The organism is Pseudomonas sp. NBRC 111138 (genome assembly GCF_001320835.1).
Taxonomy (GTDB): domain Bacteria; phylum Pseudomonadota; class Gammaproteobacteria; order Pseudomonadales; family Pseudomonadaceae; genus Aquipseudomonas; species Aquipseudomonas paracarnis.
The window spans coordinates 15,017-38,842 of sequence record NZ_BCBO01000156.1; the positions used below are offsets into that span (position 1 = coordinate 15,017).

At 60.2% G+C, this 23,826-nt stretch carries 20 protein-coding genes and 1 pseudogene; 10 read left to right on the forward strand and 11 right to left on the reverse strand.

Annotation, left to right across the window (positions count from 1 at the left end; all coding sequences use genetic code 11):
• Positions 1–28 precede the first annotated feature (28 nt).
• From APH41_RS25555 to APH41_RS25580, 6 genes are all read right to left on the reverse strand, one after another.
• Positions 29–940, reverse strand: coding sequence for a glycosyltransferase family 2 protein (locus APH41_RS25555; RefSeq protein ID WP_054898216.1), 912 nt, complete (start codon positions 938–940; stop codon positions 29–31).
• A gap of 1 nt (position 941) precedes the next feature.
• Positions 942–2,399 carry a mannose-1-phosphate guanylyltransferase/mannose-6-phosphate isomerase gene (locus APH41_RS25560; protein WP_034125833.1) on the reverse strand — a complete coding sequence of 486 codons (1,458 nt, stop codon included), beginning with the start codon at positions 2,397–2,399 and terminating at the stop codon, positions 942–944.
• On the reverse strand, positions 2,399–3,838 hold the full coding sequence (locus APH41_RS25565; protein ID WP_054898218.1) for an undecaprenyl-phosphate glucose phosphotransferase: 1,440 nt from the start codon (positions 3,836–3,838) through the stop codon (positions 2,399–2,401). Before APH41_RS25565 ends, APH41_RS25560 begins: the two co-directional genes overlap by 1 nt.
• 405 nt (positions 3,839–4,243) lie before the next feature.
• A complete protein-coding gene (locus APH41_RS25570; RefSeq protein WP_054898219.1) occupies positions 4,244–6,733 on the reverse strand; it encodes a TonB-dependent receptor in 2,490 nt (829 codons plus the stop codon).
• A gap of 104 nt (positions 6,734–6,837) precedes the next feature.
• On the reverse strand, positions 6,838–7,788 hold the full coding sequence (locus APH41_RS25575) for a FecR domain-containing protein (RefSeq protein WP_054922239.1): 951 nt from the start codon (positions 7,786–7,788) through the stop codon (positions 6,838–6,840).
• Positions 7,775–8,290 (reverse strand): sigma-70 family RNA polymerase sigma factor, encoded by a 516-nt coding sequence (locus APH41_RS25580; RefSeq protein WP_054922242.1) that lies wholly within the window; start codon positions 8,288–8,290, stop codon positions 7,775–7,777. Before APH41_RS25580 ends, APH41_RS25575 begins: the two co-directional genes overlap by 14 nt.
• A 169-nt stretch (positions 8,291–8,459) precedes the next feature.
• On the opposite strand from APH41_RS25580, the gene APH41_RS25585 reads away from it, so the two are divergent.
• Positions 8,460–9,089: a LysE family translocator gene (locus APH41_RS25585; protein ID WP_054922244.1), complete on the forward strand. Its 630-nt coding sequence runs from the start codon at positions 8,460–8,462 to the stop codon at positions 9,087–9,089.
• Positions 9,090–9,497: 408 nt separating this feature from the next.
• Here the strand turns inward: APH41_RS25585 and inhA are convergent, their stop codons facing one another.
• Positions 9,498–10,178: an isonitrile hydratase gene (gene inhA, locus APH41_RS25590; protein ID WP_054922247.1), complete on the reverse strand. Its 681-nt coding sequence runs from the start codon at positions 10,176–10,178 to the stop codon at positions 9,498–9,500.
• An 89-nt stretch (positions 10,179–10,267) separates the two neighbouring features.
• Here inhA and APH41_RS25595 point away from each other — a divergent pair, with 89 nt between their 5' ends.
• Positions 10,268–11,236, forward strand: coding sequence for a GlxA family transcriptional regulator (locus APH41_RS25595; protein ID WP_054922249.1), 969 nt, complete (start codon positions 10,268–10,270; stop codon positions 11,234–11,236).
• Here APH41_RS25595 and APH41_RS25600 read toward each other — a convergent pair.
• From APH41_RS25600 to APH41_RS25610, 3 genes are read right to left on the reverse strand one after another with little or no spacing between them, the layout of a single operon-like run.
• Positions 11,222–12,133 (reverse strand): alpha/beta fold hydrolase, encoded by a 912-nt coding sequence (locus APH41_RS25600; protein WP_054922252.1) that lies wholly within the window; start codon positions 12,131–12,133, stop codon positions 11,222–11,224. The two genes, APH41_RS25595 and APH41_RS25600, sit on opposite strands and share 15 nt — an antisense overlap.
• Positions 12,121–13,947, reverse strand: coding sequence for a glycoside hydrolase family 15 protein (locus APH41_RS25605; protein WP_054898225.1), 1,827 nt, complete (start codon positions 13,945–13,947; stop codon positions 12,121–12,123). Before APH41_RS25605 ends, APH41_RS25600 begins: the two co-directional genes overlap by 13 nt.
• Positions 13,940–14,740, reverse strand: coding sequence for a glucose 1-dehydrogenase (locus APH41_RS25610; protein WP_054898226.1), 801 nt, complete (start codon positions 14,738–14,740; stop codon positions 13,940–13,942). Before APH41_RS25610 ends, APH41_RS25605 begins: the two co-directional genes overlap by 8 nt.
• Before the next feature lie 146 nt (positions 14,741–14,886).
• Here APH41_RS25610 and APH41_RS25615 point away from each other — a divergent pair, with 146 nt between their 5' ends.
• The 7 genes from APH41_RS25615 to APH41_RS29160 all read left to right on the forward strand — a co-directional run bounded on the left by APH41_RS25615 (position 14,887) and on the right by APH41_RS29160 (position 22,151).
• Positions 14,887–15,288 (forward strand): cytochrome c, encoded by a 402-nt coding sequence (locus tag APH41_RS25615; protein ID WP_082430503.1) that lies wholly within the window; start codon positions 14,887–14,889, stop codon positions 15,286–15,288.
• Between the two features lie 79 nt (positions 15,289–15,367).
• Positions 15,368–15,868, forward strand: a complete 501-nt coding sequence (locus APH41_RS25620) for a sigma-70 family RNA polymerase sigma factor (RefSeq protein WP_054922254.1) — start codon at positions 15,368–15,370, stop codon at positions 15,866–15,868.
• 26 nt (positions 15,869–15,894) lie between these two features.
• On the forward strand, positions 15,895–16,845 hold the full coding sequence (locus APH41_RS25625) for a FecR family protein (protein ID WP_054922257.1): 951 nt from the start codon (positions 15,895–15,897) through the stop codon (positions 16,843–16,845).
• Positions 16,846–16,942: 97 nt separating this feature from the next.
• A complete protein-coding gene (locus APH41_RS25630; RefSeq protein WP_034125820.1) occupies positions 16,943–19,336 on the forward strand; it encodes a TonB-dependent receptor in 2,394 nt (797 codons plus the stop codon).
• A gap of 245 nt (positions 19,337–19,581) precedes the next feature.
• Positions 19,582–20,598: a type III secretion effector protein gene (locus APH41_RS29155; RefSeq protein ID WP_169918900.1), complete on the forward strand. Its 1,017-nt coding sequence runs from the start codon at positions 19,582–19,584 to the stop codon at positions 20,596–20,598.
• 220 nt (positions 20,599–20,818) lie between these two features.
• Positions 20,819–21,067, forward strand: coding sequence for a type III secretion protein (locus APH41_RS28615; protein ID WP_229999849.1), 249 nt, complete (start codon positions 20,819–20,821; stop codon positions 21,065–21,067).
• A gap of 421 nt (positions 21,068–21,488) precedes the next feature.
• Positions 21,489–22,151 (forward strand): type III secretion effector protein, encoded by a 663-nt coding sequence (locus APH41_RS29160; RefSeq protein WP_230633825.1) that lies wholly within the window; start codon positions 21,489–21,491, stop codon positions 22,149–22,151.
• A gap of 9 nt (positions 22,152–22,160) precedes the next feature.
• On the opposite strand, the gene APH41_RS25655 is transcribed toward APH41_RS29160, so the two are convergent.
• Positions 22,161–23,312 (reverse strand): MFS transporter, encoded by a 1,152-nt coding sequence (locus tag APH41_RS25655; protein ID WP_034125817.1) that lies wholly within the window; start codon positions 23,310–23,312, stop codon positions 22,161–22,163.
• Positions 23,313–23,672: 360 nt separating this feature from the next.
• Here APH41_RS25655 and APH41_RS29520 point away from each other — a divergent pair.
• Positions 23,673–23,826: pseudogene (locus tag APH41_RS29520) on the forward strand (diaminopimelate epimerase); the annotation flags it as partial.

The window sequence follows — 23,826 nt, forward strand, 5'->3', positions numbered from 1 at the left end:
AAGGGGGACTTCCTGTAGGTCATGATGCTCACCTCCAATAACCGGGAAACATGCTGATGCGCCGCTTTAGGGCGAGGGGTAGGCGGCGTTCCAGATGGCCCAGCCGATAGCCGAGCAATTTGAACGCGCTGCGCACCAGTACTTCGGGTACGCGGTGCAATGCACCGGCTGCGCGCAACGCTGCGAGTTCAGCCTGTACATAGCGTTTACCTTCACCGCCGGCATCGCCAAAGGCTTGGCGAATCCACGGCTCGCGACCGTAGAACACGCCAATGTCGAAGTAGCGGTGAAACTCATCCATGAGTCGGTAATCGTGGGAGTGGTACACCCGCGCCGTGGCGGCGTAGCGCACCTTGTAGCCATCAAGCAGCATGCGCGCCGCGACGTAGGCATCCTCACTGCCGATCACATCGGCGGGGAAGCCACCCACGGCCTGCAGGGCGCTGCGCCGGTAGACTGAAAACGAGTCGGAGCTGAAGCAGGTTTTAATCCCCAACTGCGCAGCGTCGGCAAGGCTCTTGGTGCGGCTCTGGGCGGGGTAATTGAAGTGGCGTGACTGGGCTCCCAGCACGCCAGCGCCAGGGTGCGGCAATTGCCGGCCGTAGGCCACGCCGTTGAGTGGGTCTTGTTGCAATTCTTCGAGCAGGTTGGCGAAGGTCTCGGGGTCGGCCGGGATTGCGTCCTGAGTCATCACGATCAGTGCGTCACCGCTCGTGTGTTCACTGGCCCAGCGCCGTGTGCCACCGTGGTTGAAGTCGCGTGCGTCGATAACCTCGACCCGCGCGCCAAATTCGCGAAAGCGCGCCACGGTGTCGTCGCTGGACGCGCTGTCGACTACCAGCATCTCGTCCGGTTGCAGAGTCTGCATCTGCAGCGCGGGCAGCAGTCGCGTCAAATGACTGGACGCGTTGCGGGTTGGAATGATCAGCGAGGTGCGCATGTCATTTCTTCTCTGCGGGCGCGCGCCCATAGATGTCATCGAAGCGTACGATGTCGTCCTCGCCCAGGTATTCGCCGCTCTGCACTTCGATCATCACCAGGTCGATGATGCCGGGGTTGGTCAAGCGGTGCTTGTGCCCAGCCGGGATGTAGGTCGATTCGTTGGCGTTGATCAAAAATTCGCGCTCGCCATTGGTGATCTGCGCGGCACCGCTGACCACTACCCAGTGTTCGCTGCGGTGGTGATGCATTTGCAGCGACAGCGATGCCTGGGGCTTGACCACGATGCGCTTGATCTTGAACCGGCTGCTTTCCTCCAGCACGGTGTAGGTTCCCCACGGCCGGGTGACGGTGCGGTGCAGGCTGAACGCCGGATGGTTCTGGCGCTTGAGTTCGGCGACGATGTAGCGCACGTCCTGGCTGCGGTTGGCGTCGGCGATCAGCAGGGCATCGGGGGTATCGACGATGATCAGGTCTCGCACGCCGACGGCACCGAGTACGCGTTTGGGCGAGTCGATATAGCAGTTGTGCACGTCATGCAAGATGGCTTCGCCATTGACCTGGTTGCCCTGGGCATCGCTGGGCGTGAGCTGGCGCAGGGCTTCCCAGGAACCGATGTCGCTCCAGCCGATGTCGCACGGCACCACGGCCACTTGCGTGGACTTCTCCATCAACGCCACGTCGATGGAAAGGTCTGGCGCGGTGCCGAAGGCCTCGCTGCCCAGTTCACGCTGGCGCGAGGTGCTGTTTTGCAGGTGCTGGCTCTGCTCGAGGGCTGCACGAGCGGCCCCCAGTACGTCGGGAGCATGGGTCGCCAGCTCGTCCACCAGAGTACCGGCCTTGAAGCAGAACATGCCGGCATTCCACAAGTGCTTGCCGCCGTCGAGGTAGGCTTGGGCCGTGGCCAGGTCGGGTTTTTCGACGAAACGCTTGACCCGGTTACCCAGGCTCAGGGCGTCACCTTTTTCGATATAGCCGAAGCCTGTTTCCGGGTGATCGGGTTGAATCCCGAAGGTCACCAGGTAGCCGGCTTCGGCCAACTCGCGTGCCTGGGTCACGGCGTCGGCGAACGCGGTTTCATTCAGCACCAGATGGTCGGCTGGCATCACCAACAACTGGGCGTCGCCACCGAAATGCTCCTGCACGTGCAGTGCCGCCACCGCAATGGCCGCTGCGGTATTGCGACCGAACGGCTCCAGCAACAGGTCCAGAGGCAGCCTGGCCTGGTTGACTCCGCGGTAGTCATCCAGGGTGCGAAACAGCAAGTCGCGATTAGTGACGGTCAGCACACTTTCCACGCCGGGCAGGCGTGCGGCACGTTGAAAGGTTTTCTGCAGCAGGCTCTGGCCGTCACGCATACGCATGAATGGCTTGGGCATGTTCTGCCGGGACACCGGCCACAGCCGCGTGCCTGACCCACCGGAAATAATGCAGGGGATTAATCCGTTGAGTGTATTCATCAATAGACTTCCTTGGTGGAAAGGACGGCTGGGACCGTCATGAAGACGATGTACAAATCGAACCACACGGACCATTTGGAGATGTACTCCAGGTCGTATTCGACGCGTTTCTGGATTTTGAACAGGGTGTCAGTTTCACCCCGGTAGCCGTTGATCTGCGCCCAACCGGTGATGCCGGGCTTGACCCGGTGGCGCGAGCTGTATTCGCTCACAGCCACTTCGAACGGAATACCGGCGGCTTTGGTGGCGGTGGCATGAGGGCGCGGGCCGACCATCGACATGTTGCCCTGCAGCACGTTGAACAACTGCGGCAGCTCATCGATGCTGGTCTTGCGGATGATGCGGCCAACCCGGGTAATGCGCGGGTCTTCACGAGTGGTCTGGCGTTCGGCGGTAAAGTCGCTCTGGTCGGTGTACATCGAGCGGAACTTGAACACGCGAATTTCGTTGTCGTTATAGCCGTAGCGGTTCTGGCGAAACAGCACCGGGCCCTTGGAGTCGAGCTTGATCGCAATGGCCGTGACCAGCATCACCGGTGACACCAGCACCAGGGTGATGCTCGCCAGGAGCAGGTCTTCGCAACGCTTGATAAACGGCGACCAACCGCGCAGCGGCAACTGCGAGGTATTGAACATCAGGATGCCGCCCACGTCTGTGATCCGGCTATGGCCGTAGCGCAGGGCAGCCATGTCGGGCACCAGCATCACGTTCACCGACATTTGCCGCAGGCGATTGACCAGGCCGTGAATGCGTTGCTCGGCAGCCCAGGGCAGGCAGATCATCACTTGGTTGACCTGTTCGGCGCGGATCAGTTTTTCCAGGTCGCGGGTATTGCCCAACAGCGGCAGGCTGCTCAGTTCCTTGGGAATACGCTCGGTGCGGTCGTCAATAAAGCCGATAAGCCCGGAGCGAATGTCGCCGTTGCGTTGCAAGTGGTCGGCGACATGCACGGCGGTGTCAGTGAAACCCAGGATCACTGTGCGTTGCAGGTATTTGCCCTTGCGCATGAGTTTGCGGTACAGGCGTAGCATCACCAGGCGTTCGGCACAGAACATCGTCAAGCTGGCGATATACCACACCACCAGGTTGCGCGGGTTCAATTGCGGAAATACCTGCAGGATCTGGTACATGAACAACAGGATGCAGAATGCGGAGGACCAGGCCACGATATTGGTGCGCAGGCGCAAGCGATTACTGAACAGTTCCTCGGAATAAATGCCCAGGGCCTGGAACAGAATGATGGTCAATACCGCAAAAAACAGCAGCAAGCCCAGAAAGTGCGAACGCATTTCAGGGGCCATCGGGTCGAGGAAAAGCGCCAGGACCAGCGGTGGGAAAATGGCCGTCAGACCGTGGACCAGCTTGACGAAAACCACAAAAAACTCGACAAACCCTGCTCGGGTCAAAAACAAGCTGACAACTGACGACTTCTCTCGCATACAAACATCCCTCATTGCACACCAGGCGTTCTATTCGGTCGTCTGAACCAGACGGCAGCGGACTACGCTGGGTAAAACGCATCCCTTCCTTCGAATGGATCGCTCCAAATGAAAGAATTTTGCAAGGGCAGTGGCTACTACAGGAGGACTTCCTTTTCTCTTTCAGTCAATAATTTGACCTTGTTTCAGCGATGATATCATAGACACTTTAAATGTTCCTTCTTGTGTCATTTTGTTGACATTCCTTGTGCAAGAGGACCCGGTCTCGGGGTGTGATTTTGAGTGTAGGAACAAAAGTGTGAATTTTCCTGTTTGTCAGGAAACACTTTTTTGACGGGCCCCGGGGAGGCGTAGGAAAAGAGGGCGCAACGCACCAGGCGCCTGCCCTCCAGAGGATTGAGCGGGTTAAAAGGTGCCTTTCAGACTGACCGTGAAATTACGCGGTTCGCCATAAAAATTGCCCCATGAGGCTGTGCCCACGGTTTGGTAATAGTTTTTGTCGAAGAGGTTCTTGGCGTTAAGGGCGACGGTCCAGGTGTCATCTACGCGGTAGGCCAATCGTGCATCCCAAACCGTATAGCCGGCCTGTTCGAGCTTGAGGCCCTGCTGCATGCGATAGTTGCCGCTCTGGGCATTGACCCCCGTACCCACGCTCCATTTGGACAGCGCGCCATCCAGCTGGTAATCGCCCCACATGCGCAACATGTGGCGGGGTACATAGGTGTTGGACGCGCCTCCTTCGATGGCGGTATCAATGTTTTTAAGCGATTTGGTCTGAGTGTAGGTGTAGCCCCCCGAGACTTGCAGACGTTCGAGCAACTGGCCGCTGACTTCGGCTTCGACGCCCTGGGCGCGGACCTTGGCAGTGTCGGTATAGCAGTAGCCATCGGACGAAGTTGGGCAGAAACTCAGGAAGTCAGTCTCGGCGCCGTTTTTCTCTGTGGCCCGGAACAACGCTATGGAACTGTTGAGACGCCCGTCGAACCATTCGCCCTTGATACCCAGCTCGTAGTTGTCCCCCATCTTGGGCTTGAGTGCCGCGCCGTCGGCGGTGGCATAAGAGCTCTGCGGCTGGAAGATATCGGCGTAGCTGGCGTACAGGGAAAGGTGTTCGTCGAGGTCGTAGATCAGAGCGGCAAACGGCGTGACTTCACCGGATTCCTTGGTGCGCGCATCTTGCACACTCCACTCGCCCCAACCCAGGGTGTTGGACTGCCGACGGTTTTCGTACCAGCTCACACGGCTGCCCACGATGAACATCAAGGGCTCGGCCAGGCGCAGGCGCAAGGTGGCGTAAGTACCATACTGGGTAGCGGTTTCCTTGACCGTGCCACCGCGGTACATGTTTGGCCAGAAGGTGTCATTGGCTGGTTCGGGGAAGTGGTGGTCGGGCTGATAAATGCTCTGGCGCGTGGGCAGGTTCTGGATCGCGAATACGTCATCCTGGGTGCCTCGGCTGCCGTTGGCCCCAAGGATCAGTTCGTGTTCCAGGCCAAAGGCTTGGAACTTGCCATCGATGTAAGCGTCCAGGCCGAAGTCCTTGTGCTCATAGTCCATCAATGCTGCGTAGGAGTTGGCGGTGGGGGTTGGGGCGCCATAGGCGATGGTACCTTCGCTGGCGGCGTACTTGGTGTCTTGCAGGTTGCGGCTGTGCACAGCGGCGACTTTGATTTGCCAGTCGTCATTGAAGTGATGGGTGAGGTCAGCGAAGAACGTCGTGCGTCGGCTTTGCCAGTCGTTCCAGGATTGGCCCAGGCAGGTGGAACGGCTTAACCTGGCGCTCTTGCCATCGCTATAGCGCGGCAAGCCACCCCAACAGGGGCTGGCGTCGACGTCTTCGTAGCTGGCTCCCACGCCCAGGGTTGTGTCGGGGCTCAGGTCGACGTCCAGTGCGGTATAGAAGGCTTGGTCCTGGCGCTTGGAAATGTCCATGTAGGAGCCGCGATCCTGTTGGCTGAACGCCGCGCGGCCGCGCACGGTGCCGCTGTCATTGAGCGGGCCACCGGTATCGACGTCGGCGCGGTAGTTGTCCCAGGTGCCGGCGGACAGCATCAGGCTTGAGGTCGGGGTGGCCTGTGGCCGCTTGCGCACGAAGTTCACCGCACCGCTGGCCGTGCCGGCCCCCTTGAGCATGCCGGCTGCGCCTTTGAGTACTTCCACGCGATCATAGATCGCCATGTTGGCGCTGAAACTGTCCGCCTGCACATAGTCCTTGCCCATGTCCAGCGGTACGCCGTCGTACTGGTACTGGCCGAGCATCTTGAATCCACGGGAATAGAAATACTTGCCGCCCATGGGCGACTCGTAGGTGGTGATCCCTGGTGTACGTTCCATCACATCGTCAATGGTGGTGACATTCTGATCGTCCATCAATTGGCGGGTCATCACACTCACTGACTGTGGCGTTTCCCGCAGGCTGTGTTGGCCTTTGCCGATGGTGACCGCGCCGGTAGTGTAAGAACCGGTGCCTTCGGTCAGGGCCCCCAGGCGTTGGCCGGTCACCGTGGTCGCGCTCAGGTTCAGGGCACCGGTGTCGGCCATTTGTGGCAACAGCAGCCAGATATCCTTGCCTTGGCGCTGGGCTTGCAGGCCCTGGCCGCGCAGTAACTGGCCCAAGGCCTGTTCTCGATCGAAGTTGCCGCTCAGGCCTGTGCTGGTTTTACCGGCAACGCTGGTGGCATCGTAGGACAAGCTGATGCCGGCCTGACGGGCAAATTGATCCAGTGCCGAGGTAAGGGAGCCGGGGGCGATCGCCCATGCGCGAACCTGGGTATCAGCGCTAGCGGAGTCGGCCATCACGGCGAGCGGCAAGACGCCGCCGCCCAGGCAGGCGCCAAGGAGGGCGGCCTGCACCGCGTGTTTGAGAAGAGAACGTTTGGAGGGGAACGCTTGCATGACCGCGGGATGCTCCTGAAGGAAGTGGACAAACCGGCCTGTTGATCGGCCCTTCCTTACAGGTCGAATGGCAATGAGAATTCACCTCATTTATTTTCGGCCGGTCACACCCGAGCGGAGACGGTTACCCAGTAGCGGCTGCGGTAGGTCACATCGATCGCCAGCGATTGAGTGACCAACTTGAGCACCTGGTCGGTGTCCTCCAGTTGGTAAGTGCCCGAAACTCGCAACCCTGCCACGGCTTCGCTGCAACGCACCAACCCATTGCGATAGCGGCCCAGTTCGGCCAGGAAGTCGTCCAGGCGCATGTTGTGGGCGCTGATCACGCCGTCACTCCAGGCCCAGGGGTCCAGGCCGTTATTGGGGGAAGGGCGAATGCCGCTACGGTTGAACATCACCTGTTCGCCTGGCTTGATCACCTGGCGTGCGGCGCCGTCATGGCGATCGGCAAACACCGCTACCGCACCCTGTTGCACGGCCAGCAGGGTACCTTGGGGTTCTTCGCGCACCAGCAAGCGCGTGCCGACGGCGCGCAGGTATCCGTCGCGGGTATGCACCCACAGCGGGCGGTGGTCGGCGCCGGTATTGATCAATATTTCACCCTGGCGCAGGTTCACCAGCCGTTGTTCGGCGCTGGAGGTAATGTCGACGGCACTGGCGCTGTTGAGCTGGACTTTGCTGCCATCCTCCAACGTTACCCAGCGCCGCTCGCCAGTGGCGGTGCGGTAGTCCGCCATCAAGGCGGGCAGGGGCGTGTAGTCGCGGCCCAGCCAGGCTAAACCTGCGGCGCCGGCAAACAGCCCGAGCAGTTTCAGGCTTTCACGACGGCTGATGTGCTGGCGTGCGCCGTCGAGTGCATGGCGACTGACATGCGCCGGCAAGTGGTTGAAATCGTCATTCAGGGTGGCGACCCGTTGCCAGGCCTGTTGATGCGCCTCGCTGGTGTGCAGCCACTGGTCAAAGGCCGCGGTGCTGGCGTCGTCGGCGGTGTTGTAGCGCAGCTTGATCATCCATTGGATGGCCTGGTCGACCAGGTGCGAGTCAGGAGTCGGCATAGCGCAACCGGTAACAGGCGTGCAGCGCCTTGGACAGGTCGCGTTCCACCGTGGCCTTGGACACGCCCAGGCGCAAGGCGATCTGCGGGCAGGTAAGGCCGTCCAATTGGGCCAACAGGAGCGCCTCGCGCACCCTCGGCTTGAGCTGGTCGAGCAAACGGTCAATGCGCTCCAGGCTGTCGAGGATCAGCCGCTTTGTTTCTTCGCTCGGCACCTCTACTTGCGGGAAGTGCGCCAGGCTTTCCAGGTAGGCGCGTTCCAGTTCGCGGCGCCGGTATTGGTCGATCATCAAGCTGCGCGCGATGCTGCTCAGATACGCGCGCGGCTGCTGCAAAGTCTGTTGCTGACGCGCGTTGAGCAGGCGCACGAAGGTGTCCTGCGCGAGGTCAGCGGCGCGCTCATGGCAGCCCGTGCGCCGGCTCAACCAGCCGCGCAGCCATGAATGGTGGGCTTGGTATAGCTGGCCGATGGCAGCAGGGTCCAGTGGGTGATCGCTCGACATGGTCATCCTGGCGCAGCAGGCTTAATTGATAATGTTTCGCATTCTAGACGTTGGTCGTGGCATTCAGCAATCACTCGGTTCGCTGCGTGAGCAATGTATCCAGCACAATTTTTTGTAGGGCCTGCAAGCGCCGATTAATCTGTTTTTTTTTCCAGCGGACGGTTCAACCATGATAAGCCTTGTCACACTCGGTGTTTTTTCCGGCGCTGTGTTGCTGTTGTTGCTGTCACCGGGGCCGAACATGGCATTTGTCATCAGTCAGGGCGTCACCCATGGCTGGCGCGGCGGCGTTGCTTCGGCCCTGGGCATTGGCGTGGCCGACCTGTTGCTGACAGCGTTGACCGCCATGGGGGTGACGGCGTTGGTCGCCAACTGGCCGCCGGCATTCGACCTGATCCGATATGCAGGCGTGATCTACCTGCTGTGGCTGGCCTTCAAAACCTTGCAGAAACGCCCCGGCCTGGACACCGCTCACGTCGGCCGCGTGGCGTTGGGCCGAGTGTTTCTGCAGGCCATGCTCAACAGTTTGCTCAACCCCAAGGCGTTGTTGTTTTTCATGGTGTTCCTGCCACAGTTTGTGCGGCCCGAGGCGGGGCCCATCGCCTTGCAATTGATGGTGCTGGGCGGTGTGTTGACGTTGATCGCCAGTGTGTTTCATGTGCTGTTGGGCGTGTTTGGCGGGGCGCTCAGTCGTTTCTTCGCCAAACGCACCAAAAGCGCCTGGCTGCAGAAGTGGGGCTTGGCAGCGGTGCTGACGGCGTTGGCCGTGCGCTTGGCGGTGATGTCACGTCCTGCCTGAACACACGCGGGAAGCCAAGCAAGTTTCTTTGTGGCGGGGGAGCTTGCTCCCGCAACGGCCCGACAGCCGATGCTCATCTACCAGACACCCCGCAATCCAACTGTGGGAGCTGGCTTGCCTGCGATGGCGGCCTGCCAGCCGACACCGGGTATCAGACCGAGCACATATTCATTCCTGCGGTAACGGCCACCTATTTGACTGAAAGAGATACCTTTGGCCAGCTTTGCCGCGACTACCAGGTCAGTCGAAAGACTGGCTACGACTGGACAGCCGTTGAGCACCGAAAGAATCAAAAGGAGTTTCGTACAGCGGACTAGGACTTACCTCACGTTCAAGCGTTGAAACCGGTTCATTCCCACGGACCTTCAGTCGCTGCAAATTCAGCGACCGGACGTGAGAAATCCAACTTCACCCCAACCGCGCAGCCGCCCGCGCCACGATCTCCCCGCGCACTTTGCGTGACTCCTCCGTGCGCTTGTTGGCTTCCTCCAGCACATGCCTGGGCGCCGTCTCCGGGCGGCCGGAGTCAAACGGTGGGGCCGGCGCGTATTCGATCTGCAGTTGCACCAGTTGCGCTGCCGCTTCGCTGTACAACTCCGCGGCCAAAGTCAGGGCAAAATCGATGCCCGCGGTGATCCCGCCGCCGGTAAACAGGTTGCCATCACGCACCACACGTTCCTGTACGGGGATGGCACCGAGCGGGGCGAGCAGGTGGTGGTACGCCCAATGGGTGGTGGCCTTGCGACCGCGCAGCAACCCTGCCGCGCCCAGTACCAATGAGCCGGTGCACACCGAGGTCATGTAGCGCACTGTCTGGGCCTGGGCCTTGAGGAAGTCCAGGGTTTGCGGGTCTTCCATCAATGGGCCCACACCGGCGCCGCCGGGTACGCAAAGCACATCCAGGTTCGGGCAGTCGGCGTAGGTCATGGTCGGCGTGAACACCAGGCCAGTGCTGGAGGTGATCGGCGCGAGGTCTTTCCACACCAGGTGCAGCTTCACGTCTGGCAGCGAACCGAGGACATCATAGGGGCCGGTAAGGTCCAGTTGCTGGATGCCGGGGAACAACAGAAAGCCGATCTGCAAGGTCATGTTTCAAGCTCCGAAAAGGAATGGACGTGCTCACTGTAGAAGCCTAGGCTTTGGCGAATACGCCATTGAGCCCACTAATCTCGCCAATCATGCCTAAAATTATTCATGTACTCGCGTTTGAGAATGCCCAGGTACTCGATGTCACCGGGCCTCTACAGGTATTCGCATCGGCTAACGATTTGGCGCGCCAGCATGGTTTGCCATTGCCCTACGCGGTCAACGTCATCGCCGCTCAGGCTGAGCCGGTGATGACGTCCTCCGGCCTCGCGCTGCTGGCTGAGCCGCTGCCCTCCATTGACCAGCCCTGCGACACCCTGGTGATCGCCGGTGGCTGGGGCGTGTACGGCGCTGCCGAGGACCCGGCGCTGGTGCAATGGGTGCGCGATAAATCCTTGCACACCCGGCGCATGGCTTCGGTTTGCACCGGGGCTTTTCTGCTGGCCGCCAGTGGCTTGCTCGATGGTTGTCGCGTGGCCACGCACTGGACGCGCTGTGAAGAACTGGCGCGCAAGTTCCCTGCGCTCACGGTGGAGGCCAATCCGATTTTCATCCAGCAAGGTGCGGTGTGGACGTCTGCCGGCGTGACCGCTGGGATCGACCTGTGCCTGGCCCTGGTAGAGGATGACCTGGGGCGTGCGATTGCCTTGGAGGTGGCGCGCCACTTGGTGGTGTTCCTCAAGCGCCCTGGCGGTCAGTCGCAATTCAGCGTGACGTTATCCCTGCAAAAGAGCGACAGCCGTTTTGCCGAGCTGCATGCCTGGATCGCCGAAAACCTGACGCTGGATCTGAGCATCGCCACCCTGGCGGCCCAGGCTGGCATGAGCGAGCGCAGCTTTGTACGCCACTATCGCACCGAGACTGGCCAAACCCCGGCGCGGGCCGTGGAACTGATTCGCGTCGAAAACGCACGCCGGCAACTGGCAGATAGCACAACCTCCATCAAGCGTATCGCCATGCAATGCGGTTTTGGCTGTGAAGAGACTTTGCGCCGCAGCTTTCTAAGGGCTTTGTCGGTGACGCCCCAGGCTTATCGGGAGCGTTTTTCACCGCTCCAGTAGTTCCAGCAAAGCTTGAAGCGTGACCTGGGGTGCTTCCTGAAAAACGTTATGACCCACGCCGGGCAACACCTGGCGGCGATAAAAACCGCTGAAGTGCTCCACGTCATCATCCTCCAGCGACGGCGGGCCCACGCCATCGTCGGCCCCGCACAGCGAAATGCTCGGTACTGATATCGGCGGTTGCGGCACCAGCGCCTGCTCGATGTATTCCAGCGCGGGATCACCCGGCGCATACATAAAGCGATGGCGATAGGAATGAATCACCACCTCGACAAAATCCGGGTTATCAAACGACGGCGCGGTCAGGGCGTAGTGGCTTGGCCCCTCGGCCCAGGACGGTGACCACAGCGTCCAGAGCAATTGGCAGAGTTCACGCCGATTGGCCGTCAACCCGTCGACCCCGCGCTGGGTGTGAAAGTAATACTGATACCAGAGCCGGTGCTCTGTCTCAGGTGGCCTGGGCTTGAGCGACTGGCTGATGGCCTGGATGTTGTAGCCATCGCCGGTCACCAGGCCGCGCACCCGCTGCGGCCATAGCGCCGCGACAATACAGGCGGCGCGCCCACCCCAGTCAAAGCCGGCGAGGGTGGCTTGCGGGATGGCCAAGGCATCCATGAAGTCGAGCAGGTCCTTGGCCAGCGCCGCCTGTTGGCCGGAGCGCATCACTTGCGTGTTGATAAATCGCGTCGGGCCATAACCGCGTAAGTACGGGACCAATACCCGATAACCACGTTCAGCCAGCACCGGCGCGATGTCATCGTAGCCCCGTGGATCGTAAGGGAAGCCATGCAACAGGATCACCGGTTCGCCATCGATGGGGCCGTGGGTTTCGTACGCCACATCAAGCAGGGTTGTGCGCACATACAGCAGTGGGGCGGGGGACGTCAGGGTTGCCATACGGTTTTCTCCCCGCTGAGTTTGCGGTCCAGGAACGTTGCCGCGCTGATCAATGCCAAGTGGCTCAAGGCCTGGGGCGTGTTGCCCAGGTGCCGGGCCTGGCTGTCGAACTCTTCGGCGTACAACCCCAGCGGGTTGGCGTAACGCAGCAACTGTTCGAATTCCAGATGGGCCTTTTCAACTTGCCCGGCGCGCGCCAGGCATTCGACGTACCAGAACGAACAGGCGGCAAACGCGCCTTCGACGCCTTGCAGCCCATCGATCTGGCTATCGTCATTGCGGTAGCGGTAGACCATGCCGTCGCGCACCAGGCTTTTCTGGATCGCTTCCAGTGTCGTGAGCCAGCGCGGGTCCGTGGCGGCGACAAAGCGCACCAGCGGCATCAACAGCATCGAACCGTCGAGGGCGGTGCTGCCGATATGCTGCACAAAATGCCCGCGTTCTTCGTTCCAGAAGTTAGTCCAGATGTCGGCGTAGATCGCCTGGCGCGTCTGGTCCCAGCGTGCGAACGGGGCCGGCAGCGAACGTTTGGAGGCCAGGCGAATGGCACGGTCCAGGGCCACCCAGCACATCAGGCGTGAGTGCAGGAAGTGGTGCTGCTCGCCGCGCATTTCCCAGATGCCCACGTCTTTGTGGTTCCAGATCTCACACACTTGGTCGACCACTTCCACCGTGTGTTTCCAGCCTTGGTGGGAGATGGCTTCGCCGTACTTGTTGACCAGATAAACCGCGTCCATCAGTTCGCCGTAGATATCCAGCTGGACCTGGTCGAACGCTTCGTTGCCCACCCGCACCGGTTGGGCGCCGCCGTGGCCGCTCAAGTGGTCGAGGGTGGTTTCCGGCAGTTCCTGGCGACCGTCGATGCCGTACAGGATGTTGATCTTGGTCGGCTGGCCGCAGCAGTCGCTGACCCGGCCCCTGAGCCAGCGCATATAGGCGTTGGCTTCCTCGACGAAACCCAGGCGCATGAACGCATAGACGGTGAACGAGGCATCGCGGATCCAGGTATAGCGGTAGTCCCAGTTGCGTTCGCCGCCGGGCGTTTCCGGCAGCCCGAACGTGGCCGCGGCGATGATGGCGCCGTGTTTGCGCGAGGTCAGGAGTTTCAGCGCCAGGGCCGAGCGGTTGACCATCTCGCGCCAGCGCCCGCGATAGTTGGACTGGCTGATCCAACCGCGCCAGAACTTCAAGGTGCGCTCCAGGTAGAGGTCGGTACAGTCGTTGGTGACGCGCGCATCCTCCTGGCCACCGAGGACAAATTCGGCGCCTTCATCCTGGGCGAGGGTAAAGGTGGCGATGGCGGTGTTGCCTTGGAGGGTCAGCGGCTGACTGCCAATCAGGCGCAGGCCGGGCTGGCCGCTGGCGGTGAACACCACGCTGGCAGCCTCGGCCTTAGCCTCGGTGGGGGCCCGGGCATAGTCGTGGCGCACGGCGCAGCTCAGGTGGATAGTCGCCTTGCCACTGACCACCCGTACCCGCCTGATCAGCAAGGGCAGTTCATCGACGTTTTCGCTGACGGTCAGCAGGTCGGTGATCTCCACCACCGCTTCATCGCTCAGCCAGCGAGTCTGCAGCACATTGGTGTCGGGCAGGTAGATCTGCTCGCGGCGGGCGTTGGGCAGGTCCGGGGTAAGCTGGAACGTGCCGGCCTCGGGCGTGTCGAGCAGTGCGCAAAACACCGAAGGGCTGTCGAATTCCGGCCAGCAGAAGAAGTCGATGCTGCCGCGGTCGTTCACCAGTGCCGCGCTGCGCATGTCGCCGATGATCCCGTGGGCATCGATGGCGCTTTGAGGTTCGTTCTTGAAATCAACCATTGCCACGGAACTCCGGGTAGAGGCTCATACCGCCATCGATGAACAAGGTGCTGCCAACCACATAATCAGAGGCATCGCTGGCCAGCCACACCACCGCATTGGCCACGTCTTCGACGTCACCGACACGACCATAAGGAATCAATTTGAGCAGCTCTTTTTCTGCAGCACCTTCAGTGGCTGCGCGGTTGATCGCCGTGCGAATCGCCCCAGGCGCAATGCCATTGATACGGATGCGCTGTTCGCTGACTTCCTGGGCGAGGGTGCGCATCAGCATCTCCACGCCGCCCTTGGACGCGGCGTAATTCACATGCCCGGCCCAGGGGATGACTTGATGCACCGAACTCATATGGATGATTTTGCCGGCGGCCCGTGACACACCTTCGCGAATACCCTGGCGATTGAAGATACGCACCGCCGCCCGCGCGCACAGGAATTGCCCGGTGAGGTTGACACCAATCACCGTGTTCCAATCCTCAAGGGTCATATCGACCAGATTGGCATCTTTTTGCAGCCCGGAGTTGGCCACCAGAATATCCAGGTGGCCGAAGGCGTCGAGGGTTTGCGCGAACAGGCGTTCGACATCGGCCTCCTTGGACACATCGCCGCCAATCGCAAGCGCTCGGCCGCCGTTGGCATTGATCTGCGCGGCGAGAGCCTCAGCCGGTGCCGCCTGGGAGTTGTAGTTAAGCACCACCGCCGCGCCTGCTGCGGCCAGTGCTTTGGCCGCGCCCGCGCCAATGCCGGAACTGGCCCCGGTGACCAGGGCCACTTGTTGCTGCAAGGAAATCTGCATCGCCCACCCACCGTTTTATGAGAGTCCTTCTTGCTGACTGGCTGCGGCGAGCGGAAGTTCACCCCCTGGCGCTTACGCCCAACTCGGGCAAAGCGCGACTTTATCGTATGATGCTGAAAATAAAGGGCAATACAGGAAGCGATGGAATGCATGCGTGGGCCGTTACCCGATGGATGAAACTATTACTCAGCGGCGTAGTGGCCGCTTTATCACTGGCTCAGACAGCCTTGTGCGTCGCGGAAAACAGCAATGGTAAAACGCTGTATCTGCAGCGCTGTGCTGTGTGCCACGGGCCCGGTATCAAAGGCACGGGGCCATTGGCAAAAAAAAGTAATCCGCCAACCCCCGACCTGACAACTGCCACCTTCAAGAAACGACTCCATGATTATCCGGGCGTTATCGTCTCCTCGGTCATCCTTCGCCCCAATGGCAACCTGATCCCCAAGACGCTGCAAGACAACGGCGTAAAGATCGCGCCACATGCCTGGAGCGTTAAAGACTTTCGCGATTTGCATCAATACATGAGTGAGGTCATTTCAAACAAATAGTGGGTGGGCGATGAGCAGCAATTGCCCCACTTAATAGGAAGCATTACTATTCACGTCCCGCCTCCCCAGTGCTCTCGCGATGACTCCTCAGCCGCCCCGCAGAACAGGCTTTTTCGAGCACTACGAAGAGTTGATCGGCACCTGGACGCGCCGCCTGAGAAACCGTCAGCAAGCCGAAGACCTGGCGCACGACACCTTCGTGCGGGTGCTTGAGTGCGCTGCCTGCGAGGTAGCGCAGCCACGCGCCTACCTGCATCAAACCGCGCGCAATATTGCGGTGGATGCCTACCGCCGCGAAGACCGCCGCGAGGCGTTGACGCTGCAGGCGGCTGATCACAGCACGCCTCACAGTAGCGACCCGGAGCATTACATGCACGCGATCCAGTTGGCCGACGCCATCGAGCGGGCGCTGGCCGAGTTGCCGCTCAACTGTCGCAGGATTTTCATCTGGCAAAAGATCGAAGGGCTCACCCAGCAGGAAATCGCCACACGCCTGGGGCTGTCTAAAAACATGGTGGAAAAGTATATGATCCGCACCCTGCGGCATCTGCGTGATCGTCTGGATGCGAGCGCGCCATGACCGGCTTTGAAACAGGATCTTCCACGATGGATAACCGTGTCCGTGATGAGGCCGCGCAGTGGTTTGTACGCCTGCAAGACGGCCCATTGAGCGCCCAGGAACGCCAACGTTTCGATGCCTGGCGCAGGTCGCAGCCCGCGCATCAATACGAAATCGATGTGCTGCAAGGGTTATGGAGTGCGACGGATTTGCTGCCCAAGGCCCGCTTGCAGGCGCTGGGCGATGCGCCGACCGAGCGCCTTGGACGGCGTGCGCTGATGCGTTATGCCGTGGCCGCCAGTGTGGTCGCCGTTGCAGTGGGCCTGGGTGCGTACAGCGGTCTGGGGCAGCCAAAGCCCTACAATGCCGAATTCAGCACGCGGTTAGGCGAGCATCGTCAGGTGACCTTGCCTGACGGTTCCGTGATGGACCTCAACAGCCGCAGCGTGGTCGCGGTTCATTACGAAAAGGGCCGTCGGGGCGTAGAGCTCAAGCAGGGCGAGGCGATGTTCAGCGTGCAGCATGACGCCGGGCGCCCGTTTGTGGTCGCAGCCGGCGCAGGGCAGGTGACTGTCACCGGCACGCGCTTTGATGTACGTCGGGAGGCGGACCAGACCCGCGTGGCGGTCGAAGCCGGCACGGTCAAGGTGCAGGGCCGGGCATCCGATCACATCGTCACGCTCACCGCCGGGCGTGGCACCCATGTCGATTCCCAAGGCCAAGTGGCGGCGGCCTACGCGGTGAACCCTGAAGAACTGACCGCGTGGCGCAACGGTAAACTGGTGTTCAACAACGCCACCTTGGTCGACGTGGCGGGGGAAGTGTCGCGCTACCGCGAGCAACCGCTGCGTGTCAGTACGGCAGCGGTGGGCAATCTGCGCTTGACCAGTGTCTTCAACTCCAGCGATACCGATGCCTTGCTCAAGGCCTTGCCCCACATCCTGCCGGTCGCCTTGCGCACTCTGCCGGACGGTAGCCAGGAAATTATTTCGCGCTGACATTCAGGTTTTTTTCGAGTTCTTCGTCTTCTCCTGCAACTGCAACTGGTTTGCATTAACGGCCGCGCATGCTTGCGATCACAGGACTAGGTTCGACGTGAAAAAACTTGCCCCCCACAACAATAAAATTTCCCGCTGGGCGCCCTTGGCCCTGGCCGTTGCCATCAGTACCGCACAGGCTGCCGAGGGTATCCACATTCGTGCGCAATCCCTCGGCGCAGCCTTGAGCCAATTGGGCCAGCAGACCTCGCTGCAAGTGTTCTTCAGCCCCGATATGGTTGCTGGCAAGCAAGCTCCTGCGGTCGATGGCAATCTCTCGCCCGAACAAGCCCTGCGGCAATTACTGCAAGGCAGTGGCCTGGATTACCAGATTGACGCCGGCTCCGTGACCTTGCGTCCGGTGAGCCGCGGCACCGGTGAAGCGGGCTCACCGCTGGAACTGGGGGTCACCGATATCAAGGTGGTGGGCGACTGGCTTGCCGACGCCGATGCCGAAGTGGTGCAGAACCATCCCGGCGCACGCACCGTCATTCGACGCGAAGCCATGGTAGAGCAGGGCGCGATGAACATCGGTGACGTCCTGCGCCGCGTGCCTGGCGTGCAAGTGCAGGAATCCAACGGCACCGGTGGCAGTGATATTTCCCTCAACGTCGGCGTACGCGGCCTGACCTCGCGCCTGTCACCGCGCTCCACCGTGCTGATTGACGGCGTACCGGCTGCGTTCGCTCCTTACGGCCAGCCACAGCTGTCGATGGCGCCGATTTCTGCCGGTAACCTGGAAAGTATCGACGTTGTCCGCGGTGCGGGTTCGGTGCGTTATGGGCCACAGAACGTCGGCGGCGTGATCAACTTCGTGACCCGTGCGATCCCGCAAGACTTCTCCGGTGAAGTCGGCACCACCCTGCAAACGTCTGCCCACGGTGGCTGGAAGCATGTAGAGAATGCCTTTATCGGTGGCACGGCCGACAACGGTATCGGCGCCGCGCTGCTGTACTCCGGGGTCAACGGTAACGGTTACCGCAACAGCAACAACGGCAACGACATCGATGATGTGATCTTCAAAACCCACTGGGCGCCGACCGATCAAGACGATTTCTCGCTGAACTTCCACTATTACGATGCCAGCGCCGATATGCCCGGCGGCCTGACCCAGAAGCAGTTCGATGCCAACCCGTACCAATCGGTGCGTGACTGGGACAACTTCAGCGGGCGCCGCAAGGACGTGTCGTTCAAGTACATCCGCCAGATCGACGACCGCACCCAGGCCGAAGTGCTGACTTACTATTCCGACAGTTTCCGTGGCAGCAACATTGCCAACCGCGATCTCAAGACCCTCAGCTCCTACCCGCGCACCTACTACACCTTCGGCATCGAGCCGCGTGTGTCCCATGTGTTTGACCTGGGGCCCAGTACCCAGGAAGTCAGTGTGGGGTATCGCTACCTCAAAGAAGGCATGCACGAGGAGGCCACCAGCCTGAACCTGGTCAACAACGTACCGACGCCGGGCGGGCAGAGCGACGGTCACGTGTATCAGGACCGCACGGGGGGCACTGAAGCCAACGCCTTCTATATCGATAACAAAATCGATATTGGCAAATGGACCATCACCCCGGGCATTCGCTTTGAAGATATCCGTACCGAATGGCATGACCGCCCGGTCGTTGCCCTGAACGGCAAGCGTACCGAGGAAAAACGCCGCGAGGTCCACAACAACGAACCGCTGCCGGCGCTGAGCGTGATGTACCACGTGTCTGACGCCTGGAAACTGTTCGCCAACTACGAAACCTCCTTCGGCAGCCTGCAGTATTTCCAACTCGGCCAGGGCGGTACCGGCGACCAGACGGCCAACGGCCTGAACCCGGAAAAGGCCAAGACCTACGAGGTCGGTACGCGCTACAACGACAGCGTCTGGGGCGGCGAAGTGACGCTGTTCTACATCGACTTCTCGGATGAACTGCAATACGTCAGCAATGACGTGGGCTGGACCAACCTCGGCGCCACCAAGCACAGCGGCATCGAAGCATCCGCCCATTACGACCTGTCCAACCTCGACCCGCGCCTCGACGGCCTGACCGCCAACGCGGGCTTCACCTACACCAAGGCCACCTCCGAAGGTGATGTGCCGTTCAAGGGCCGTGACCTGCCACTGTATTCCCGCCAAGTGGCGACCCTGGGCCTGCGTTACGACGTCAACCACTGGACCCACAACCTGGACGTCTATGCCCAGTCCGGCCAGCGTGCGCCCGGCACCGGCACCACCTATATCACCCAAGGCTCTGCTGATGGCCAATACGGTGATATCCCCGGGTATGTCTCGGTCAACCTGCGCAGCGGCTACGACTTTGGCGCGCAACTGTCGAACCTGAAACTGGGCGTGGGCGTGAAGAATGTCTTCGACCAGCAGCATTACACACGCTCTAGCGACAACAATGCAGGGTTGTACCTGGGTGAGCCTCGCACGTTCTTCCTACAGGCAAGCGTAGGGTTTTGAGCTTTAGCCGATGAAGAAAAATCGCGATCTCAAAGGTCGCGATTTTTTTTTGGCCCGGGCCAGGGGCACCGCCCATTCATCGCGAGAAGATCGCCGCTGTCCAAGCTGTTTCCTACACCTTGATCACATATTGTTGCTGGATCAGGAACTGATTCCGACGCAAAACCACACATGGGAAAGCTGGTGGGCTTCGACATTGCGTTGGAGCGACAAGCTGAAAATCGCCCACTGTCATGGAGAAACTTATGTCGGTATCGATGTTGGATACACCCGTCTCTGCTTCAGCAACGTCTGACCTTCCACCGGCCAAGGTCGACATTAAAGTCGCTAACGAGGCTGCGGCTGCGCGTTCTTTCAATGGCCAGAATGCTGCCCATGTTAATTTCCAATCCAGGGAGAACAAGGACGGGCCGGTATTTGGTAGTCCTCAGGCGCCGACCACCGCGGCTGACGCGCATGGGCGTCACCACAGCCCGCAGGGGGCGCAGAGTTTGCTGAGCCAATTCAAGCAGTGGGTCGGTCATTGCTTCAGCGGACATCGGCCGCCCACGCATCCTGGTTGTGAACATCGGCCGCCAAGGCCGAACCCAGGTTGCAGCAACCCGCCCCCCAGACCGAATCCTATTGAGAGCAATCCTCCACCACGACCGGACCCCACCGCAGGTCGACCGTATCCGCCCGCCCCCGGCAGGCCGGATCCGCAGTACGCGTTGAAGAACCGCGAAGAGTTGGCCCAACAACTGCTCGACAACTTCAATGCCTTCAGAGACCCGAAGAAGCCTGGCTACGTCAGCGTTGACAGCATTCTTGCGATGGCGAAAAGAGGGTGGTCGCCTAATCCCGTCATGAACGAGAACATCCGCCTGGCCAATGAGCTGCTACGACGTCCGGAACTGATGGCAGCGATGGATAGGCACAGTTCCACCGGCGCCCTGGATGGTCTTATCGACCGGCAAAAACTGAATATGGTGATCAAAGGAGAGAACTACTTCAAGTACAAGACTGACAAGGAACTGGCCGGTGAGCTGCTTGATCATTTCGACGAGTTGAAGAAAAGGAGCGGGGGCTCAAGCCTGAAAATCAGCGAACTGAAAGAGTGGGCGCGCAAGCCGCTCACTGGCGATGCAGCCAAGGATCATCTGATTCAGTTATCCCAGGAAATACTCACGCGCAGTGACGTGCTCGAAAAAATGGATAACCACCTCAGTAAAGACGGCGATGGGAAGATCAGCCGTAGAGGGCTGTACTCGTTGTCCCGCTGACCGCTCTTGCGGCGCCACCTTTTTGAGGTGGCGCCAGTTTTATATGTTTCAAGGAACGAATTATTCCCGGTTGCCACATAGGTGGTACCTGCGGTAGTGATTTGGCATGCCGTTTTTTCAGCTTTCGAATGAGGGAAAACATATGACTTCAACCTCGTTTAATTCCCCCAAACCTGGCCCTCTCGAGCTTTTGCGCAACACCCAGCAAGCGAGTCTGGCAATGCCAGAGGAGTGCGCAGCGTCGCAAAGTCTTCCCTTTGAGTCGACCGAATATGAGGCCGAGGCGCGGCGCATGAAGGCGTATGCCGGCGAGCGCAAATTCCAGGCGCCCGTTTCGGATGATTTTTCCCGGGGCCTGCTGGCGGAGTTGCAGACGCCGGGGGCCGGTGGCGATTCATTGAAAGACACCGGCTTGATCAACAGCCTGGCAGGCTGGTGGCGTAGGCGAAAGCTGGATGAGGGTGGTTGACCACGGTTTTACATATTGTCATTGGTATTAGCCTTTTACTCGGAACTGTCGAGCCCATCCAACCACACATGAGGTACCTGCCTGAGGAGAGTCTATTCGTTGATTTTGCCCATCACGGCACAGACCACCCAGCGGATATGCATCTGAAAAGAGTTGGAGAAAACCCATGACAATTAAGGGTGCAGTACCTTCCGGCCGGCCGCTTCCTCCCGACAGGCTGGCCGCACAATCAACCACTCCACCACCGGTCTGCCAATCTGAAACCTGGTATGAAGCCCCATCCGCGCCCTCGGCTGGAGGCTCGCACAAACCCTTTCTCTTGCGTGGGACCTTATCCGCTCTGCGCTATCGAGACTTGCAGAACTCCCCTGTTGAGCGGGCCAGGGGTTTCCTGCCAAGTGCAACTACAAAGGATAGCCAGTTGGCAAAGGCCTTGGAAAAATCCTTCGGCGCGGTGCACCCGTTTCTGAATGACGGGCGCTTGACTTGGACGTCCTTGAAGCGGATCGCTGCTCAACCGACGGGTGAAAACGAGGTGTTGGACAACGCGATCCAGGTCGTCAGAGAAATTCTCAAACGCCCTCGGCTAAGCGACGCTATCTTCAGCCGTGATGGCGATATCACACGTGACAGCCTCAGTGCGGCTGCCCAGACCTTGCAGGGCAACAGCTCTCCAAGTGTTTTCAGCCAGGATCCGTTTCATGCCCAAAGCAATGCACAGGTGGTGCAAGCGCTGCAAAGCCAGTTTGCGCACCTGCGAGACGAGACCATGGATCGAACCTATCTCTTTGAAACGCATCAGTACGTTGAAATAGCCAAGCTTCGGTCGGTTATGCAAGACCCGTATGAGGTAGATCAACACGGCGCGCCTGTGCTGGATACGTCTACAGGCATGCCCAGGTCCCAATACAGCGAGCTCAGTGTCTACACAGCGAAGAATATTCTTGACCGTCCGGGTTTGCTGTCGTCATTACAGCGAGCCAATGGCACACGACTGTTTGGCCCGCCTCATAAGGACGGTTGGCTCAGCAACAAAAGCCTCGAACGTTGGCGGGAGCAGGACGATGCTCGCAAAGCGCGTTGAAGCTTGGACTCATACCTTGAGGATTTTTCCACTGATGGCTACTGCCGCCAGCAATACCGCGATCAGGATGAACGCAGTACTCAAGCTGCTGCCATGGGCGATAAAGCCAATCATGGCGGGGCCGGCGAGAATCCCGGCGTAGCCCAATGTGGTGATGGCAGGCACTGCGATATGCTCTGGCATCACCGTTTGCTTACCCACGGCGGTATACAGTACCGGTACGATATTCGAACACCCTGCACCCACCAGCGCGTAGCCGAGCAGCGCCGTTTCCCACGTTGGCAATAGGGTCGCGAGGAGCAAGCCGGCACAGGCCAGCGCGCCACCGATCACGATTACGCGAGTGGGCCCCAGGCGTCGAACAATGGCATCGCCGGTCAGGCGTCCAGCAGTCATGGTCAAGGCAAATGCCGCGTACCCCAGGCCGGCGTAAGCCTCATCGAGGCCGCGCTCGGCGCTGAGGAACACAGCACTCCAATCCAGCACGGCACCTTCAGCCAGGAATACGATGAAACACAGGCAACCGATAAACAACACCACGCCATGGGGCACTGCAAATGCCGGTCCCGAGCTTTTGCTGCCATAAGGCAACAAATGCGGTGCTGCTTTTAACAGCGCCGCCACCGTGATAACGACGACCACCAGGGTCGCCTGCAATGGCGACAGGCCCAGCCCCAGCAACCCCGCAACCCCCGCTGCGCCGACAATGCCCCCCAGGCTGAACAACCCGTGAAAGCCCGACATCATGGTTTTGCCACTGGCGCGCTCAACGATCACCGCTTGCAGGTTGACGGTGGAGTCCACGGTGCCCAAGCCCGCGCCAAACAGGAATAACCCCGCGATCAACAGCGGGATCGAACTGACAGTGGCCAGCATCGGCAGGGCCAGGCAGATCATCAGCGTCCCTGCGGTGAGCACGCGTCGGCAGCCAAAGCGAGATGCCAGCACGCCCGCAGCGGGCATCGCGATGATCGACCCCACCCCCAGGCACAACAACAGCAGGCCAAGGGTGCCTTCATTCAGATTTGCACGCGCCTTTGCGTACGGCACCAAAGGTGCCCAGGCGGCGATACCGAAACCTGCGATAAAAAAAGCGATGCGGGTCGACATCTGCTCCAGCCGCCCGGGAACCACGGGGGCAGGGGTGGGAATGGCAGTCATGAAAAATCCTTGGTTTGGCGTTCAACGAACGATGTCCGGCGCGACATCCTTGCACATCAGGCCCTCTCGAGCGAGCTGGGTTCCTTTTGTGATCAGGATTAAAAGCGCAGATTACGAGCATTTTTTTTACAAAAAATGGAACGCTTTGTCGTGGGGTAACCACGTAGGAATGGTCGAACCTGTAGGAGGTGGTCCGGAAGGTGTGTACTCCCTGCAGGAGTGGCTGAACCCCAGGTTCTTGCAGTGGCTTACTGCCTTTGCGCCCACCTCCCACAGATCGACCGTTCTGTAATACGCTGCTGTCCCGATGGTCGATAAGTGAGCGGACGAACCGATGAAAAATCTCTGGCTGGCGTGGTCATGACTCGGTTCTACGATGCACGCGGAAATATCTATGGGGTGGTCAGCCCGGCCCATTTGCGCGGTCTGGGTATCGATGTGCCCGAAAACGCCCGCTTGGCTGCAAGCACGCGCGAGATGTGGGCCGCGTCGGCCATTGCGTCCGAATGTGGCT

Coding starts and splice junctions, on each gene's coding strand:
- APH41_RS25610 (WP_054898226.1), bottom strand. CDS start 14,740: ATGCAGATTTCCTTGCAGCAACAAGTGGCCCTGGTCACCGGGGCCAGT.
- APH41_RS25600 (WP_054922252.1), bottom strand. CDS start 12,133: ATGGCAACCCTGACGTCCCCCGCCCCACTGCTGTATGTGCGCACAACC.
- APH41_RS25655 (WP_034125817.1), bottom strand. CDS start 23,312: ATGACTGCCATTCCCACCCCTGCCCCCGTGGTTCCCGGGCGGCTGGAG.
- APH41_RS25570 (WP_054898219.1), bottom strand. CDS start 6,733: ATGCAAGCGTTCCCCTCCAAACGTTCTCTTCTCAAACACGCGGTGCAG.
- APH41_RS25585 (WP_054922244.1), top strand. CDS start 8,460: ATGATAAGCCTTGTCACACTCGGTGTTTTTTCCGGCGCTGTGTTGCTG.
- inhA (WP_054922247.1), bottom strand. CDS start 10,178: ATGACCTTGCAGATCGGCTTTCTGTTGTTCCCCGGCATCCAGCAACTG.
- APH41_RS25555 (WP_054898216.1), bottom strand. CDS start 940: ATGCGCACCTCGCTGATCATTCCAACCCGCAACGCGTCCAGTCATTTG.
- APH41_RS25580 (WP_054922242.1), bottom strand. CDS start 8,290: ATGTCGAGCGATCACCCACTGGACCCTGCTGCCATCGGCCAGCTATAC.
- APH41_RS29155 (WP_169918900.1), top strand. CDS start 19,582: ATGTCGGTATCGATGTTGGATACACCCGTCTCTGCTTCAGCAACGTCT.
- APH41_RS25565 (WP_054898218.1), bottom strand. CDS start 3,838: ATGCGAGAGAAGTCGTCAGTTGTCAGCTTGTTTTTGACCCGAGCAGGG.
- APH41_RS25605 (WP_054898225.1), bottom strand. CDS start 13,947: ATGGTTGATTTCAAGAACGAACCTCAAAGCGCCATCGATGCCCACGGG.
- APH41_RS25595 (WP_054922249.1), top strand. CDS start 10,268: ATGCCTAAAATTATTCATGTACTCGCGTTTGAGAATGCCCAGGTACTC.
- APH41_RS25625 (WP_054922257.1), top strand. CDS start 15,895: ATGGATAACCGTGTCCGTGATGAGGCCGCGCAGTGGTTTGTACGCCTG.
- APH41_RS25560 (WP_034125833.1), bottom strand. CDS start 2,399: ATGAATACACTCAACGGATTAATCCCCTGCATTATTTCCGGTGGGTCA.
- APH41_RS25575 (WP_054922239.1), bottom strand. CDS start 7,788: ATGCCGACTCCTGACTCGCACCTGGTCGACCAGGCCATCCAATGGATG.
- APH41_RS25620 (WP_054922254.1), top strand. CDS start 15,368: ATGACTCCTCAGCCGCCCCGCAGAACAGGCTTTTTCGAGCACTACGAA.
- APH41_RS28615 (WP_229999849.1), top strand. CDS start 20,819: ATGCCAGAGGAGTGCGCAGCGTCGCAAAGTCTTCCCTTTGAGTCGACC.
- APH41_RS25615 (WP_082430503.1), top strand. CDS start 14,887: ATGCATGCGTGGGCCGTTACCCGATGGATGAAACTATTACTCAGCGGC.